Origin of the sequence: Capnocytophaga haemolytica (assembly GCF_001553545.1) — a bacterium.
Classification (GTDB): Bacteria; Bacteroidota; Bacteroidia; order Flavobacteriales; family Flavobacteriaceae; genus Capnocytophaga; species Capnocytophaga haemolytica.
This window is the reverse complement of sequence record NZ_CP014227.1, coordinates 2151967-2168163: the sequence shown is the minus strand read 5'-3', so window position 1 is coordinate 2168163 and position 16197 is coordinate 2151967. Positions and strand designations below refer to the sequence as shown.

The window sequence follows — 16197 nt, the reverse complement described above, 5'->3', positions numbered from 1 at the left end:
TCCTCCCCTTTATATTTGTTTTTATAAACTAAAAATTCGTATCTTTGCAACTTCAAAAAGAATGTCAAAATAGCTCGTCACTCTATTAGAGAAAAGACACTCAAAAGGTAATGACTAAGAAAAAAAATAAAAAATCAGATAAAACTCAAGAAACCAGCACAGTAGATAAAGCTAAGCAGCGCAGGCTCTTCTTCGGATTAGCCCTGATAATACTTACTATTTATTTAATGGTAACATTCTTGTCGTACTTCTTTACTTGGGAAACAGACCAAAGCGTATGGGATGATATCACCAACCGTGAAGAAACTGCTGAGAACCTTACTAGTAAAATAGGCGCTTACTTAGGTCACTTGTTTGTATATCAAGGATTTGGTGTAGCGATATTCATTCCACTTGCACTCCTTTTCCTCACGGGGATGAAGTACACTTTCAACCTCAAACGTCCACTACTAAATCGCTGGTTTTGGGGTATCCTTTGGATGGTTTTTATCTCCACATTCTTAGGCTTTCTCACTGGCAAGGCTACCGTATTAGCTGGGGTATCAGGCTATGAAGTCAACCATTTCTTGCAAGACTATTTAGGCAAGATTGGCACAGTGCTGCTGTTGCTACTCTTCTTGCTTTTCTATTTGATTTTCAAGCTTGATCTAACAGTCGAAAAAGTTACTTCCTTCTTTGGAGGAATGACTCATAAGTTTTCTAAAGAAGAATTCCCAGAAGAGAATGAAGACGAAGAAGTACAACACTCCGACGACGAAAGTGAGGTATCTCAAGAAGGAGATATCTTTATAAAACAAGAAGAAAACGAAAAGTTAGATCCTTTTACACACAAACGCGAAATACCTTTCTTAGACGTTGAGAATCAAGGAGATTTACTAATAACCAATCCACCTTCTGATGGGGAACTCAACTTCGAAGTGCAGAAGCCTATTCAAACAGAAGAGGTTGATCCAGAGGCGTTAGCACAGAAACTCGTAGAAAACTATGGCGAATATGACCCACGTTTGGATCTGAGCGATTACCGCTTTCCTTCTATTGACCTTCTCGACGAATCTAAGGATAGTGGTATCATTATCAATCAAGAAGAGCTTGAGGAGAACAAGAATACCATTGTACAAACGCTCCGTGATTACAAGATTGAGATCTCGCAGATTAAAGCTACCATTGGTCCTACGGTAACTCTCTATGAAATCGTGCCTGTGGCAGGTATTCGCATCTCGAAAATTAAAAACCTTGAGGATGATATAGCTCTCTCATTGGCAGCACTTGGCATCCGCATTATTGCGCCAATCCCTGGTAAAGGAACCATTGGTATAGAGGTACCTAACAAGAAGCCGACAATGGTGCATATGCGCACAATGATCACTTCTCCGAAGTTTCAACACGCCGAGATGGAGCTTCCGATAGCCTTCGGGAAAACTATCAGCAATGAAACTTTCGTGACCGACCTCACCAAGATGCCTCACCTCTTGATGGCAGGGGCTACAGGACAGGGAAAATCAGTGGGTATCAATGTGGTGCTTACCTCGCTAATCTACAAGAAACACCCTGCAGAGGTTAAATTTGTCCTTGTCGATCCTAAGAAGGTTGAGCTCTCTATATTTGAGCATATTGAGCGCCACTTCTTAGCGAAACTCCCCGATAGTGAAGAGGCGATTATCACTGACAATAAAAAAGTAGTTAATACACTCAATTCGCTCTGTATTGAGATGGATAACCGCTACGAGCTTCTTAAGAATGCACAAGTCCGCAATATTAAAGAATACAATGCCAAGTTCAAAGCCCGTCAGCTGAACCCCAACGATGGTCACCGATTCCTTCCTTATATAGTGCTGGTGGTTGATGAATTTGCCGACTTGATTATGACCGCTGGGAAGGAAGTCGAACTGCCTATTGCTCGTTTAGCTCAGCTTGCGCGGGCTATTGGTATTCACCTTATTATAGCCACTCAGCGTCCGTCGGTGAACGTCATTACAGGGATTATCAAGGCGAACTTCCCCGCCCGTATTGCCTTCCGTGTTACCTCTAAGATCGACTCCAAAACCATATTAGATGGCTCTGGTGCCGAACAGTTGATAGGTCGTGGAGATATGCTCTACACTCAGGGCAATGAGCCTGTGCGCATTCAGTGTGCATTTGTTGATACGCCTGAGGTAAAGCGCATTACCGAGTATATAGGTGCGCAAAAAGCCTACCCCGATGCGTACCTATTGCCTGAATATGTGGGTCCTGACGGTGAGTCGGCGGACTTGGACTTTGATCCCTCGGAGCGTGACCCTATGTTTCGTGAGGCGGCTGAGGTGGTCGTCAATGCACAACAGGGATCTGCTTCACTGCTACAACGAAAACTCAAACTGGGATATAATCGCGCAGGTCGCCTGATCGATCAATTAGAGCACGCAGGGGTTGTCGGACCTTTTGAGGGAAGTAAAGCACGACAAGTTCTTATTCAGGACATTACCTCGCTCGATAGACTGCTCGGCGGACAGGAATTCTAACAACTTTCTAACTCAAAAACACAGTTTGGAACGATAATTGATATATTTATACACGAAAAATTAAATTATAAAAGTAGTAAAAATAATGAGAAGAACACTAATAATGATGATGGCTTTCGTAGCCACAATCGCCAACGCCCAAAAAGCAGACAAAGCTAAGAACCTGCTGGATGAAGTCTACAAAAAAATGACCTCGTACGAGAACATTTACATCGATTTCAAGTATAATTTGGACAATATGGCTGAGAATATCAAGCAGGAGACTCGTGGCAATGTCACGATTGCTAAGGATAAGTACGTGCTCAACTATCTCGGCGCTACAAAAATATACGATGGCAACAAAACCTATACAATCGTGCCTGAAAATCAAGAAGTGACCATTGAAAAGAATGCAGGCAACGACGCTACTATTACCCCGTCGAAGATGTTGACCTTTTACAAGAAAGGATACACCTATAAGTGGGACATCCAGCAAAAAGTAAAAGGTAGAAAAATACAGTACATAGAGCTCAAGCCCCAAAAAGCAAACTCTGAAGTAAAGCAGATACTCCTCGGGATAGACACTCAGACCAAAAGTATCTACAATCTGATTGAAATAGGTAAAAATGGCACCAGAACTACTATCACGGTGAATACTTTCAAAACAAATCAGCCTATTTCAGCCAATCTGTTTAAGTTCGACAGAGAAAAATACAAAAAAGAAGGTTACGTGATCTCTGAATTGTAACAAAATAGCGCGCAGAAACCCCCTATGCGCTTCTTCTTTGCCCTAAAATCAACAAATTATTTACTCCCTGATATGAGAATATTAGACCGATACGTACTTTCACAGTTCCTGCGAAACTTCGTCGCCACACTCTCCGTGTTGATTCTTATCTTTGTATTCCACACGATATGGACTTACATCGATGAGCTGGCGGGGCGCGGGCTCGAATTATGGATCATCGGTAAGTTTTTACTCTTTTTCATCCCCCAGTTGATACCCATCATTATGCCTTTGGCGGTGGTGGTGTCATCGATTATGACCTTCGGCGCGTTTGCTGAGAATTACGAGTTCGCGGCGATGAAAGCATCAGGAATTTCTCTGCTGCGCGTTATGCGCCCCCTAATCATACTGATGACTTTGCTGTGCATCGGCACTTTCTTCCTTGCCAATAATTTGATACCCGTAGCCTACCGCGAGGTGCGCGCGCTCCGTGAGAATATTGCCAAAGTAAAACCCGCGATGGCCATTCCCGAAGGAATTTTCTCCAAAGTGGGTGATGATATCAGTATAAAAGTCGGTAAAAAACACGGTGATAATGATCAGTACCTCGAAAATGTCCTTATACACAAAAAAGCACCTGATCTGGTGAACAGAACCGTCATTAACGCTAAACACGGAGAACTGCGGAGCTCAAAAAACAACAATGGATTCCTTCAACTCATTCTGCGGGACGGTAGCTACTATGAGGATATCAAGACAAATAGCTACGAGAGAGAGCAAAAAGTGCCGTTTGCAAAGGTTCACTTTGATAAATACATCATTAATATGGATTTATCACACCTGAATGATGTCGATTTCAATGAAAAATCGGGGGTAACAACCTACCGAATGATGAACGTGGGGCAACTTTCGTACGCAATTGATTCGCTGAAGAGTGATTTCAAACAAAGTGTGATGGATTACGGCGATAATATGTTCCGAAGGATGCCTGTTTTCACCGAAAGAAATGATCCGAGCCTCAGCCAGACCCCTGAAAAGAAGAAAACTCCACCGAAGGAGATAAAATCGGTGCGTGAATTGATCCATATCGTTAAGCCCGAACGCCGAGGCATACTGCTCGATATGGCGATGAGCAACAATCAGTCGCGATTCGAAAGTGTTGACTTTAGGCAAACCGACGTTGAGTTCCGCTACAAGCAAATGAACCTGCATATCATCAACCTGAGCGATAAATTTGCCCTTGCCGTGGCGTGTTTTGTACTGTTCTTCGTCGCCGCACCCCTTGGCGCGGTCATTCGCAAAGGCGGGATAGGCTTGCCCTTAGTGTTCGCGATGATTCTTTTCTTGACGTACTACTTCCTCGGGCTATTTGTGAAGAATATTGCTGAGAACAACACCATCAACCCTGCGCTCGCACCGTGGATTCCCGCACTGCTGCTCTTGCCCTTAGGGATTTACCTCACGTATATGGTCACGACCGATAAGGCGGTATTTCAATTTGAGTGGGCACATAAGCTGGGCGTCTTCTTAAAGCCGTATTTCAGGTGGGTTGGCGTGCTGCGCAACTTCATCAAGAAAATTTTTAGGTGGCTCTTTGCCCCGCTGCGTTCCCTCAAAGGATTATTTAAGAAAAAAAGAGCATAGCTATCATAAGTTGGTAAATAGAAAAGCGAGATCAGTAATCTGGTCTCGCTTTTCATTTGAAAAAACTATTAGCTATGAAAATCTCGCATTAGCTGCAAGAGAAAATCCGTTGAGTAAATCAGCCGCGCGCATCCGCTTCTTGGCTGGAAGCTGTAGCTCGCGTATTTCTAAGTAGCCGCCCTTTACCGCCACCTTTAGCTGTCGCTTTTCTACGCAGAGACTCCCTATCGCCTCTTGCGACGGCGATGGGTGGAACTTCGCATCGTAAATCTTCACGTCAAATTCCTTGTCGCCATTGTGCAGCACAGCCCACGCAGTAGGGTAGGGGCTCATTCCGCGGATCAGCAGCTCAATCTTATGCCCCTCATCTTCCCAATTGATTTTGCAGGTCTCCTTAAATATCTTAGGAGCGTCCGACAGCAAATCCTTATTGGGTTGCTCCGTTGGTGCAACCTCACCGCTCTCGAGCAGATCGACGGTTTTTAACACTAATGCAGCGCCGACCTCCATCAGCTTATCGTGCAAGGTGCCCGCCGTTTCGCTCTCGGTGATCGGTACGCGTTCTTGCAGGAGGATTGCCCCCGTGTCGATCTTCTCATCGATGAGGAAGGTCGTTACGCCCGTCTCGCGCTCGCCGTTGATGATTGCCCAGTTGATCGGTGCCGATCCGCGGTACTGCGGCAATAGCGATGCGTGCAGGTTGAAGGTGCCGAGGGTGGGTAGCGCCCAAACTTTCTTAGGGAGCATCCTGAATGCTACCACCACCTGCACGTCGGGGGCGAGTGCTTTTAGCTCGCTTACGAACTGGTCGTCTTTTAAGTTGGTGGGTTGCAACACGGGGATGCGCTGGCTTTCTGCGTACTGCTTTACTGCCGAGCTGTGTACTTTCTGCCCTCTGCCCGAAGGTTTGTCAGCCACCGTAACTACGCCGACCACATTGTAACCGTTTTCGACGAGGGCACGCAGACTTGCCGCAGCAAATTCAGGCGTGCCCATAAATACTATCCGAACTTTTTTCATTGATATCTATTGTTTTCTACGGGAAAGGACGTCAGCGTAATACTTTCTGCTGTTGTTGATCACGTCCAGCACTTTTTTGTAGAACTCGTCTTGCTTAATGTTGGCAAGCGTTACTACGTAGTTGCACAAGCTCTGGTATATTTCGCCAATCTCTTTGCGTAGCGTGCGAATGCTAAACGTCTCTTTTTGCAATACTTGGAATGAGCGATGTGAAAAAAGCTCGTTGAATTGATTGTTGGAAGTCTCCAGCTCATCGATAAAGTTCTTGATTGATAGCTCTTTGACGTGCGCCTTACATTCATCACCTTTGAGGGTGGCGATCAGCGAGTTCAGCTCACTGGTTTCCTCCTCGTAAGTGTCCTTGCTGACTTCTTTGTATTTGTCAAGCACTGTTTTTAGGGCTGAGTAAGCCGCCTGCTTAGCTTCCGTCTTTGCATTTTTATATGGGCGGATGCTATCGCGCAAAGCCTGCATATCGTAATCTCTGACTCTGTCGAGCTGGGCTAATTTTTTGGTCTCTTCATTTGCCCTGATCTGTTGAGAGGCTTTGTCCAAGGTCGGGATTTTAGCCTTTAAGTTGTCGAAGAGTGCTTTAAAGTCAGGATCTGTTTCGGTGCTGAGTCCTGTCTTATCAAAATCTTCAAAAAATCGAGTAAAGAACTGTTTAAACTCTGCGTTGTGAAGGTTTTGAAGGTTAAATGTTATTAGTTTTAGTTTGCTCATAATAAAAATTGATTAAAAATTTCACTTATTTTCTCTTTATTTGCTCAGGATATTGGTGTTTTCTGAATATTTTTACCTTTTCCCTGCTCGGGATTTTTATTTTCTGAACTTTTTCTGTCTTGCCCTGCTCGGGATTTTCATTTTCTAAACTTTTTCTGTCTTGCCCCGTTCGGGATTTTCATTTTCTGAACATTTTTGGACTTGCCCCGCTCGGGCAAGCTACAAAAAAAATATTTTTACGTTTGCCTTGCTCGGGCAAATCATTCAAAAAACATTTTTACATTTGTTTGACTTAAAAAAAATATCTTTCATTAAAGAAACATCTCCTCGGCTAAATAATCAAATTTTGAAAAACAAATTTTTAAGATGATGACATCCTTGGTTGTGAAGCCGAAGGAGATGTTCTTACTTGATATGAAAGATAATTTTTAATATCTATAGGGCTGGTCAGCCTTCTATAGCGTTGTATAATCGTGGCAAAGGTACGGAGATTAATTTTTATATGCAAATTTTTTGCTGGAAAATTTTTTGAAGAAATTTTAATGATGTGATGATGTAAATTACTCCGTATTCAATAAATCCCCCTTTGAAGAGGGTGAGCCGAAGGTTCGGGGTTGTTGGCTTACACCTATTATTATATAGCTGTACCGTTCCTACTGCGTAATCTTGCCGATCACATTGGCGCGGGTGAGGATGATGAGCAAATCTTCCTCGCCTAATTTTAAGTTGGGGTCGGGCGTTACGTTCATCTTGCCGTCGGAATGCTTCACGGCGAGGATATTGATGTCGTATTTGTGTCGGAGATTTAGCTCCATCAACGATTTGCCGATGTACACCCTCGGCACTTTTAGCTCGTAGATGAAATAATCTTCGGAGAACTTAAAGTATTCGATCACGGTGGGTCGCAGTACCGAAATAGCGATCTTTTCTCCCATTGATTCCTCGGGAAAGACTACTTGCGTGGCACCGATTTTCTCCAATACCTTGCCCTGCGTATGGTTCACCGCCTTGCATATAATGTTTTTCACGCCCAGCTCTTTTAGATGCAGGGTGATCAGGATGCTGGCTTGGAAATTGTCGCCAACACTCACGAAGGCAGTCTCGAAATCGTCCTTCACCGCGTTTTTTAGGGCGATTTCATCGGTGGCGTCGAGTATGATTGCCTCGTCGGTGATCTCATCGTGCAAGGCTTGCTTGATGCGGTCTTCATCCGTATCGATGGCAAGCACCACGGCTTTGTTGTTATAAAGGGTTTTGGCGACGGATTTCCCGAATTCGCTCAGCCCGATTACTAAATAATTATTCATTGTTTATCCGATTAATATTTTCTCTTTTGGGTATTTGTATTTTCCTTTATGGCTCTCGCGCGAGAGGGCAAGTGCGATGGTGAGTGGCCCCACACGCCCGAGGAACATTGTTGCCATCAGGATGATTTTCGAGGCGGCGCTCAGCTCGGCGGTAATCCCCATCGAGAGCCCTACGGTGCCGAATGCCGAGACGAGCTCGAAGACGATTTTCATTATGTCGATCTCTGGGTCGAACTGTGCCATCAGCAAGATCATCGCGCTTACGTATATCATCGCGATGAATACCAATGCCGATGCCTTGTTGAAGACGCGCCACGAGATGCGTCGCTTGGAAAATTCTATGTAGTTCTTGTTCTTCAAGGCAGTTCGGATCCCTAAAAATAAGACGCCGATGGTGGTGGTCTTTACCCCACTACCTGTAGAGTTTGGCGAGGCACCGATGAACATAAATATTGCGCAGAACAAGGCTGTCGCGCTAGTGAGTCCCGTCATCGGCATCGTGTTAAAGCCTGAACAGCGCAGCGCGGTGGAATGAAAGAAGCTCACCAATACCTTCTCGAAGAAGTTTAGCCCTTTAAGCGATAGAGGATTGTTATATTCAAAAAGGAGGAAGAGCAGCGTGCCCAGCGCCAGCAAGAATAGCGTGATGGTGATTACAAAACGGCTGTAAACTGAGATGTGGCGCTTGCAGCCCTTTATATATCTGTACAAATCTAAGATCACGATGAAGCCCAGCCCGCCAAATATCACTAAAAACGATATCACGAGGCTGGTGTAGGGGCTGTACTCATAGCCGACGAGGTTGTCGGGGAAGAGCGAGATACCTGCATTGCAAAAGGCTGCCACCGAGTGGAAGATCGCATAAAAAATTGAGGTGAAGAAATTATGCTCGCCGATGAAGGAGAAGAAAAGCAAGACCGCACCCAGCGCCTCGAAGCACAGCGTGATGGCAACTACCTTCTTGATATAGGAGTAGATGTCGAATCGCGCCTCGTGATTGAGCCCTTCAGCCACCACGCGCTTGGTGTAGTAACCGATTTTCTTTGCGATAAATATCATTATCACCGACGAGAAGGTGAGTATGCCCAAACCTCCTAACTGGATGAGTATCAAGATCACACTTTTGCCAAAGAATGTAAAGCTGCTGCTGATGTCCACTACGCTCAAGCCCGTTACCGTTACGGCGGAAGTGGCTGTGAAGAGTGCCTCGAAGAGAGTCACGTGGCAGCGCTCCACCGTGGCGAAAGGCAGGGTGAGCAATGCCGCCCCGACGCATATCAGCGCGATGAACGAGAGGATGATAAGATTGTAGGGAGATATATTGCGTATCATTTCAGTGATGAATTGAAATCGGCTGCAAAATTACACATTTTCTTTTGAATGAACAAATGAAAAGCCAACCTGCGAGAGGTCGGCTTTTCTTTGAAGCTATGAGTTGATCTAACTTGATCCTAAATTAACTACCTAAATAAAGGTAGATGACAGGCGTACCATCTTTTTCATAGCCCTCGACGTTGATTCCTTCGAAGAAAATATGGTCGCCAAGCTCTTTGTTGTAGAGCAGATTGTGTATGTTCCACAATAGTTCGAGTGCGCCGAAGTTTCCTTCTTGCCCAGCGCTGAGTTCTGCGATGATTTCCACCTCGTTCTCTTCTTCATCAACGAAATCTTCCTCACCGACGATCTGCTCGAAGTCGTAGAGTTGCTTTTTACTATCGATGATTGCCTCGTAGATAACTTTGACTTTCGGTGTATTGAAGATGGTGCCGAACGGCTTGAAGTATTCAAGGTCGCGATCGAGATCTTCGTTGTAAGAGCGGACATCGTCCCAAAAATTCATCAGTGAGCTATAGCTCTGACCGCCGAAAGCCCACGCGATACCTTCTAATAAAGAGGGGTCGCTACTGAGTTGGAACCCTTCGCAGGCGTTTTTGCGGTGAATATCTACCACGGGAGGGAATGCGATGCCTTTTTCTTCGAACTGCTCGAAAAGTTCATCGGCGCTATGCTCTAATTTGTAGTTCATCTCCTCCTCATATATAGGTATAAGCGTGTAGAAGATCACCCGCTCGCCATCTTCTTGGTTGAAAACATTTTTTTCAGCCAGCGGCAGTAGTGCGCCTCCATCGTCCATCAGTTCGCCAAGGACAAATCCTTTGAAAGGAGTGCCTTCCAAGGCGTCGCCAGTGGGAATAGAATGCCCAGCGCCCAGCCACGTGTTGCGCTCGATAGGCAGGCGTGCGAGGTTCTTCAGCCAACGGATAGGCCAGTAATCCTTCTCATCTTCGCTCTTGATATTCCACGTAGGCGGTAAGAGGATCATCAGCTCGGCACGATTAAAAGGGTAATCTTCGGGCACGTCCATCGGATAGGCGCCCATTCCGCCTGTTATCAGTACGTAGAAGGGGTTCTTCTCGGTAGGATTGACGATGTATATATCGCAGTGAATATCAGGTGACTCAATCTCGTGGAATACTGATTCGAAATGACCTATATTCTTTTCGATATAAGCCTCGAGCGCCGTCCTTTGCTCCTCAGTGTAATAATAAGGCTCGTCGTCGTCATACTGGGGGAAGTCCAGCGTACCTGTTTCCTCGTTGTAAGTTAAGTAGCCGTTGTTGATGGCATCTTCCGAGAAGTTGAGCCAATCGGTGATCGACCAAAAGGCGAAATCCGTAGGGAAAGCTTCCTTCTCCTCAGGGCTGATCTGAATGGTAAGCACCTGTCCGAAGGCTCCGTCCTCATCGGGATCCAAATCCAAGCACAGGTAAGAGTGATTCTCCCCAGCGAGAAACGGTATCCACAGGGGATTGTAAGGCGCATTCTTCACGCCCACCGACTCGGCGTATTCTTTTTCCTCGGAAGCCTGCTGCCAATCTGCTCCATAGGTTTTTTCTACACAGGCGAGCCACTGGGCTTGTACTTCTTCGATTTCCTCTAAGCTGATGAAGCGCTGGTTGTCAATCCCGAAGAAGGGCGTAGGCAGCACTTGCCCGTTGAAGGTTCTGTACAGTTGTTTGTAGTCCTCAGGAAGTTCGACGCCTAATTTCTGCTCTAATGCGCTCAGCTGAGCATCAGTGGCACCTTTAAGGTTGAGGTTGTTATATAGTTCAGGGGCTTTTTCTTGCAGATGTTTGAACCAGATTTTGAGTGTGTACTCTATGCCTCCCTTGCCGCCTTGCATAGCCTGCTCAATGGTAATGCCTTTGCTCTGTGCAATCTCGATGTTGCGGAGCATTGCTTTGGCGTCATTGCCCTCTTGCCCTTGGAGGAGGTGCTGCTTGGCTTCTTCAAGCTGGTTGAGGTAGTAGTAAGCGTACCCGATACGGTAGTGCCACGAAGGCGTGTCGCCCAAGTCTGGCTGTATATATTTGAAGATGCTCACAGCTTTTTCTAAGTACTTTTTGTTCTCCTCGGACTGATCTTCCCAGAAAATATTATTGCAGGCACGTGCCATCTCACTGAGCACGGCAGGAGTTTTCTCCTCGATGGGTAGTTTATCGATAAAATCAATGATGGCGAGGAACTTATCTTCATTGTCCCAAGCGTCAATCTTGCGTAAAATGGCTTTCTCTGTCATTTATTGTTATGTTTTTAATATGTGGGTGCAAAGGTACGTCGCAGCACTGAGAAAAACAAGTTTTCAGCTTGTAAATTATCTGGAAAGTCAATAAATTAAGAAAGATTTAACAAGTCGCCGTTTTTCTTTGAGGAGAATGCAGTGTATTATTTTTTCTTTTCAATCACCTTGCCACCTTTTTTGAAGATCTTTTGCATCAATTCCTTAAAGGTACTAAAATCAACAGTGTAGGTAATGCCAGCGCCCTGTGCGTACCCAATGCGATCGAGCATATATTGTTGCCATTCGTTCTCCCGATTGAAGATCTTAGCAGTGAGGCTACCGTCGGAGTTGAGGCGGAACTGAACCTCTACGTTGCCTGCCACGGCGGTACGGCTCACGCCTCCAACAGGGATACCAACTTTGGCATTGACACTCGCCCAGTCGGTGATCTGCGTAGAAACAGTGAAGCCGAGACGGTCGCTGTTGTAGTCCGAGGTGCCATCAGTAGTCCCTGCCTCGTACGACACGCCAAGATTCAGCTTGTTATCCTCGTCGGAAAGCAGCTGATTGAATAACCCCGCCGCCGTCTCGAAGAGGTTGTATGCCACCAAACGATTATCGGCATTTCGATCACTCATAAACGAGCCCTGTGCCAAGAGCGAGAAGGCTTGCAGTTGCTTGCGGTCTTGATCCTCTAATTTATAGTTCAGCTCGGAAACCAAGCTCGGGTTGCTATCAGGGAAATTGATGTCGAAGAGCGTCTCGGGATGCATCAGTTCTCCTTCGAGCTTGATGACTACCTGCGTGGCAATCTTGCGGTTGTACTGCGAGTTGTCGAGCAGCGCACTTGGGTTAGCGTACAAGGTATAAGCAGCTTTTAGGTTACGCAGTACGGCTTTCATCGGGTCGCCACTCCACGATATGGAACCCCCAGGCAGCACCGTGAAGCGCTTATCGATCACGTTTTCATACTTGAAGTTATAGAAACCTGAATATGTGATAAAGTCACCCCACATATTGAACTTCCCGTTGGTATTAATCTCAATGAGCAGTGTGCCAGCCCCGCGCCCCACAAGGCTACTACCCGTTTTTCGGTCCATTACTATCTCCACCTCGGCAGTAGGCAGCACATCCAGCTGGAAGTTGAGTTCCAGCCCTTTAATCGACTCTAAGTCGCGCTCTATCTTCACCACCTTGTCAGTTTTGTCAAGGAAAGTAATGAAGGAATCGTCGCCAATGTTCTCGCTATCACTCAGAGGAATTTTGAAGGAAGTGCCTTCAGCAGTAGAGGCATTCACTTTTATGGTGATTTCGTCCAGTGCCCCTTTGATGGAGGCATTTCCCTTGATGAACGCCGTCCCGTAGAACATAGCATCGTCGGTAAAAGGCGTATTGAGCACCATAAAGCGCTTGCCCAAAGTCTTGACTTTTAAGTCGAGGAACCAATCCCTGAGTTTATTATGGCGAATGGTACCGCTGAGGTTCGCCTGCGTTTTATAGGCGGTATCTGTCAGCAGCCAGTTATCCAGATCGAAGGTGCGATTGGTTACTTTTATAGTCGCACCGTCGGCAATATCGGAATTGAGCTTTAAGTAAGTTACCCCGATACCTGCCTTGTTGAGTTTCAGCTCGCCATTCATCTGCGGATCGCTTACATTGCCTTGTATCTTCACATCGCCTGTAACCGTACCGCGTAGGTTGTAGAAGATCCCTTCTAAGAAAGGGTTCAACGGTGAAAGGGCAAAGTCTCTAAAGCGTGCATTGAGGTCTAAGAGTGTGCCTTTATTCTTGTCCAAAAGCACTTTTCCCCGCGTGGCAAACCCCAGGCTACGCCCATTGACAAAGTGAGCGTCCACATCAAAGGATGAGAGGTCGTTATTGCCATAGATGCTTGCCTCCAAATCGCCATAGTCATAACCATTGAGTTTGAAATAGCGTATGAAAAGGTCGGCTGAGGGGTAATAGAGTTTGCCTTTCTGGGTGAGCGATAGGCTACCGTTTACCGTCCCTGTGAGGTTCAGCCCCTTCATCTCAGGGGTGATTTTATCCAAAGCGACGTTGTGTGCCACCAGATGCAAGTTCTTGTAATCCTTAGTGGTAAGCAAGCCGCTGAGGTTGATGTACTGGTTCTGGTGTGCCATCTTGAAGTTGCTGATCTTTAGCGTATCGGCAGTGCGGTTAAGCACCAAGCGATTGTATTGATCTACTGAGTTCTCACGATTGATATACCACTCATTGCCTTTAAAATTGATGAGCGACTTCTTAATCCCTATGATCGACTCCTGTTTCTTGTTGAGTGTGTGATAGAAATTGAGCTCGTAGTTATCGGCCCCCGTCTCGCCCCCTCTGAACTCCGTGCGGAAGAAGAGCGTATCCTTGATTGTAGTGTTGATAAGGTTGAAATCTTGCAGCTTGTAAGCACCCAAGTCTGCCCTTTTGACCTCGACATAGGCGTTGTACAGCGGGTTTTTGTTGTCAATCTCAATGTTAATACTGTCGATCTGCTTCTTATAAGCGTTAATCTCAGGGGATTGCAACTGAAACTTAAAGCTACCATTATCGGCGTCAATAGCTCCTTTGATGAAGGTGTTACTGCCTATTTTCACCTGTGGAACAAAGATCTCTATGATTTTATTATAGATGTTGAAATGGAAATCAACGTACTGATTCTTAGCAATCTTGTAAGGGTTATATTGGGTGTAGATACTCCCCACAGCGTTCTGCAATACCTTTTTGAGCTCTGCTATCCTGAATTTTCCCTTTACATTTCCACTGATGATGTCAGGCGAATTGATCGTAATCTCCTTAACACCGCCGTTGATCGTTGAGGTAATCTCAAAATCGTCGAAGGTAAACACACCTGCCGAGTTGGTGTACTCAGTGTTCTTAAAGGCGATTTTCCCAACGATGTCGTCGAGTTTATTGCCTTCAATATCAATGATTACCTTCCCTTTTAGTTGTGAGATGCTATCCATCTCGATGAATTTCAGCGCACGGAGGTCCGCTTTGTCTATATCCGCCTGAAAATCGAACTTGTTGTTGCGGCGTGAGAGGTCGGCAAGCCCTCTGAAGCGCATTCTCAGGTTCGGGTCGTTAGCGTTGATATCGCCGTTGAACACTTGATTTTGTAGCTCGCCATTCACCTGAATGTTCTGATAATCATAATCGTTATAGCCTACAGAGTAGATAGTGCCATTGGCGTAGAGCTGCATTGTATTAAGGTCGAAGCCCTTGCCACGGATGATCAGGTCGGCAGTCAGGGTGCCTATGCTGCTCTCGTCGAGAAGCTTGCCCAGTTCAAAGTCGTTCGTATTCACCGAGCCTTTATAAGTCGTCTCTGCTGTATTCTGGAGGTTGTCCATCTCCCCATCAATATGCGCCTCCCCATCAGTAGTATTCAGAGTTATGTTTGCCTTCAAGCCCGTAGTGTTGTAAGTGAAATCGCCGTCGATGGAGAACATCCCCAAGCCCTCTATCTGCTGAGGGAGGTTTTGCCCAATCTCCACAGGCATCAGCGTAGCAAGGTCGTTATAGATGCTCTCAGCATACATATCCGTAGCGGTGATGATGATAGGTTGGTGCTTGTCCAAAAGGTTTTTAAAGGAGAAAACCCCATCGATTACCGTGTTCTGATAGCTAATCACCCCCTGAGGAATGTCGAAGTTATTGAGCGTGCCGAGCATCTTAACATCTTCAAGCTCAATAGTCTTATCCCTGCCAAAGCCGTTGTAGAACGCATTGAGGTCGTTGGTGCTCACACGCGCCTTCGGCAAGCGCACATCCAGCACTACCTTATTGACAAAATCGCTGTAACTCTTCTTGTGAGGATAGAGCCGCACTTCGCCCTCAATATCCGAAAGTGCCGTTTTCAGGCGCAGGTTCTCGGCACTCATCAGCGTATCTGTGTAAGAGAAGTCAGTGTCCAACTCATTTACCTTCAACGCGTTGTTGTACGTAAGCGACGCCTTTCGCGCATTTACGTACACCTCAGAACCCAATATCTGAAAATCCTCCAAGCGCGCACTCAGCTGGGTGATGCTCAGCACCGAAGGGTCAGCTGCATTCTCATCGCGTATCTTAAAGGAACTCTCGAGCAGGTTAATTCTCTTGGCTTTCATTATAAAATGCCCTGTGCTGGGCTTGCCCGAGTCGAACTTCGCCACGAACCTATCCAGATTGGTCAGCGAGTCGCCTTTGTGAGTGATCATATTGAGTTTCAACCCACTGCCATCAACCTCACCGAAGAATAAGTTACCGCTTATCAATTGTCTGAAATCGAGAATCGAAGCCGTAAGTTTCTCTGCGGCAATAAGCGTATCCTTTGCCTCGTCGCGGATGAGCACCTGCTTTATATCGGCAAAGCCATTAGGCTTGATATGCACCCGCTCAATCTGTATGTCGATACCGTAATCCTCATTGAGATAAGCCACTACCTTTTGGGCGATAAAGCTCTGCACCACAGGTAGCGTCAGCAATATGGCAATAACCCCCAGCAAGAGCAGGGTGATCCATAGGCAGCGAAATAATATTTTGATGAACCTTTTGATAGCGCTTCTTTGTTTTCAATGAGGGTGCAAAAATAATGATTTATTTACGATTATCAAAAAAAAAACACTAACTTTGTCCCCAGAATTTGTAATAAAAGAAAAGATAGTTTTGTAATACACTGGTAAACAGGTTAATATATAAACACAACATACAGATACCCTACTTTCATATATCGCTGAGGATTGCCTT

Annotated in this window: 9 protein-coding genes; 3 read left to right on the top strand and 6 right to left on the bottom strand. The window is 45.8% G+C overall.

Annotation, left to right across the window (positions count from 1 at the left end; translation table 11 throughout):
* The first annotated feature begins 110 nt into the window (after positions 1-110).
* The 3 genes from AXF12_RS09705 (at position 111) to AXF12_RS09695 (ending at position 4848) form a co-directional block, all read left to right on the top strand.
* The gene (locus AXF12_RS09705) at positions 111-2498 is read left to right on the top strand and encodes an FtsK/SpoIIIE family DNA translocase (protein WP_066430659.1); all 2388 of its coding nucleotides are present in this window, start codon (positions 111-113) and stop codon (positions 2496-2498) included.
* A gap of 85 nt (positions 2499-2583) precedes the next feature.
* Positions 2584-3225, top strand: coding sequence for an outer membrane lipoprotein periplasmic chaperone LolA1 (gene lolA1 / locus AXF12_RS09700; protein WP_066430658.1), 642 nt, complete (start codon positions 2584-2586; stop codon positions 3223-3225).
* 72 nt (positions 3226-3297) lie between these two features.
* A complete protein-coding gene (locus AXF12_RS09695; RefSeq protein WP_066430657.1) occupies positions 3298-4848 on the top strand; it encodes an LptF/LptG family permease in 1551 nt (516 codons plus the stop codon).
* A gap of 72 nt (positions 4849-4920) precedes the next feature.
* Here the strand turns inward: AXF12_RS09695 and fmt are convergent, their stop codons facing one another.
* The 6 genes from fmt to AXF12_RS09665 all read right to left on the bottom strand — a co-directional run bounded on the left by fmt (position 4921) and on the right by AXF12_RS09665 (position 15962).
* Complete coding sequence (fmt, locus tag AXF12_RS09690) at positions 4921-5874, bottom strand: methionyl-tRNA formyltransferase (RefSeq protein ID WP_082752993.1); 954 nt, start codon at positions 5872-5874, stop codon at positions 4921-4923.
* Positions 5875-6591: a DUF6261 family protein gene (locus AXF12_RS09685; RefSeq protein ID WP_066430651.1), complete on the bottom strand. Its 717-nt coding sequence runs from the start codon at positions 6589-6591 to the stop codon at positions 5875-5877.
* 653 nt (positions 6592-7244) lie between these two features.
* Complete coding sequence (locus AXF12_RS09680; RefSeq protein ID WP_066430650.1) at positions 7245-7898, bottom strand: potassium channel family protein; 654 nt, start codon at positions 7896-7898, stop codon at positions 7245-7247.
* A gap of 3 nt (positions 7899-7901) precedes the next feature.
* Positions 7902-9230: a TrkH family potassium uptake protein gene (locus AXF12_RS09675; protein WP_066430649.1), complete on the bottom strand. Its 1329-nt coding sequence runs from the start codon at positions 9228-9230 to the stop codon at positions 7902-7904.
* A gap of 124 nt (positions 9231-9354) precedes the next feature.
* Positions 9355-11478: a suppressor of fused domain protein gene (locus AXF12_RS09670; RefSeq protein WP_066430647.1), complete on the bottom strand. Its 2124-nt coding sequence runs from the start codon at positions 11476-11478 to the stop codon at positions 9355-9357.
* 146 nt (positions 11479-11624) lie between these two features.
* Positions 11625-15962: a translocation/assembly module TamB domain-containing protein gene (locus tag AXF12_RS09665; protein WP_066430645.1), complete on the bottom strand. Its 4338-nt coding sequence runs from the start codon at positions 15960-15962 to the stop codon at positions 11625-11627.
* Positions 15963-16197: the final 235 nt, after the last annotated feature.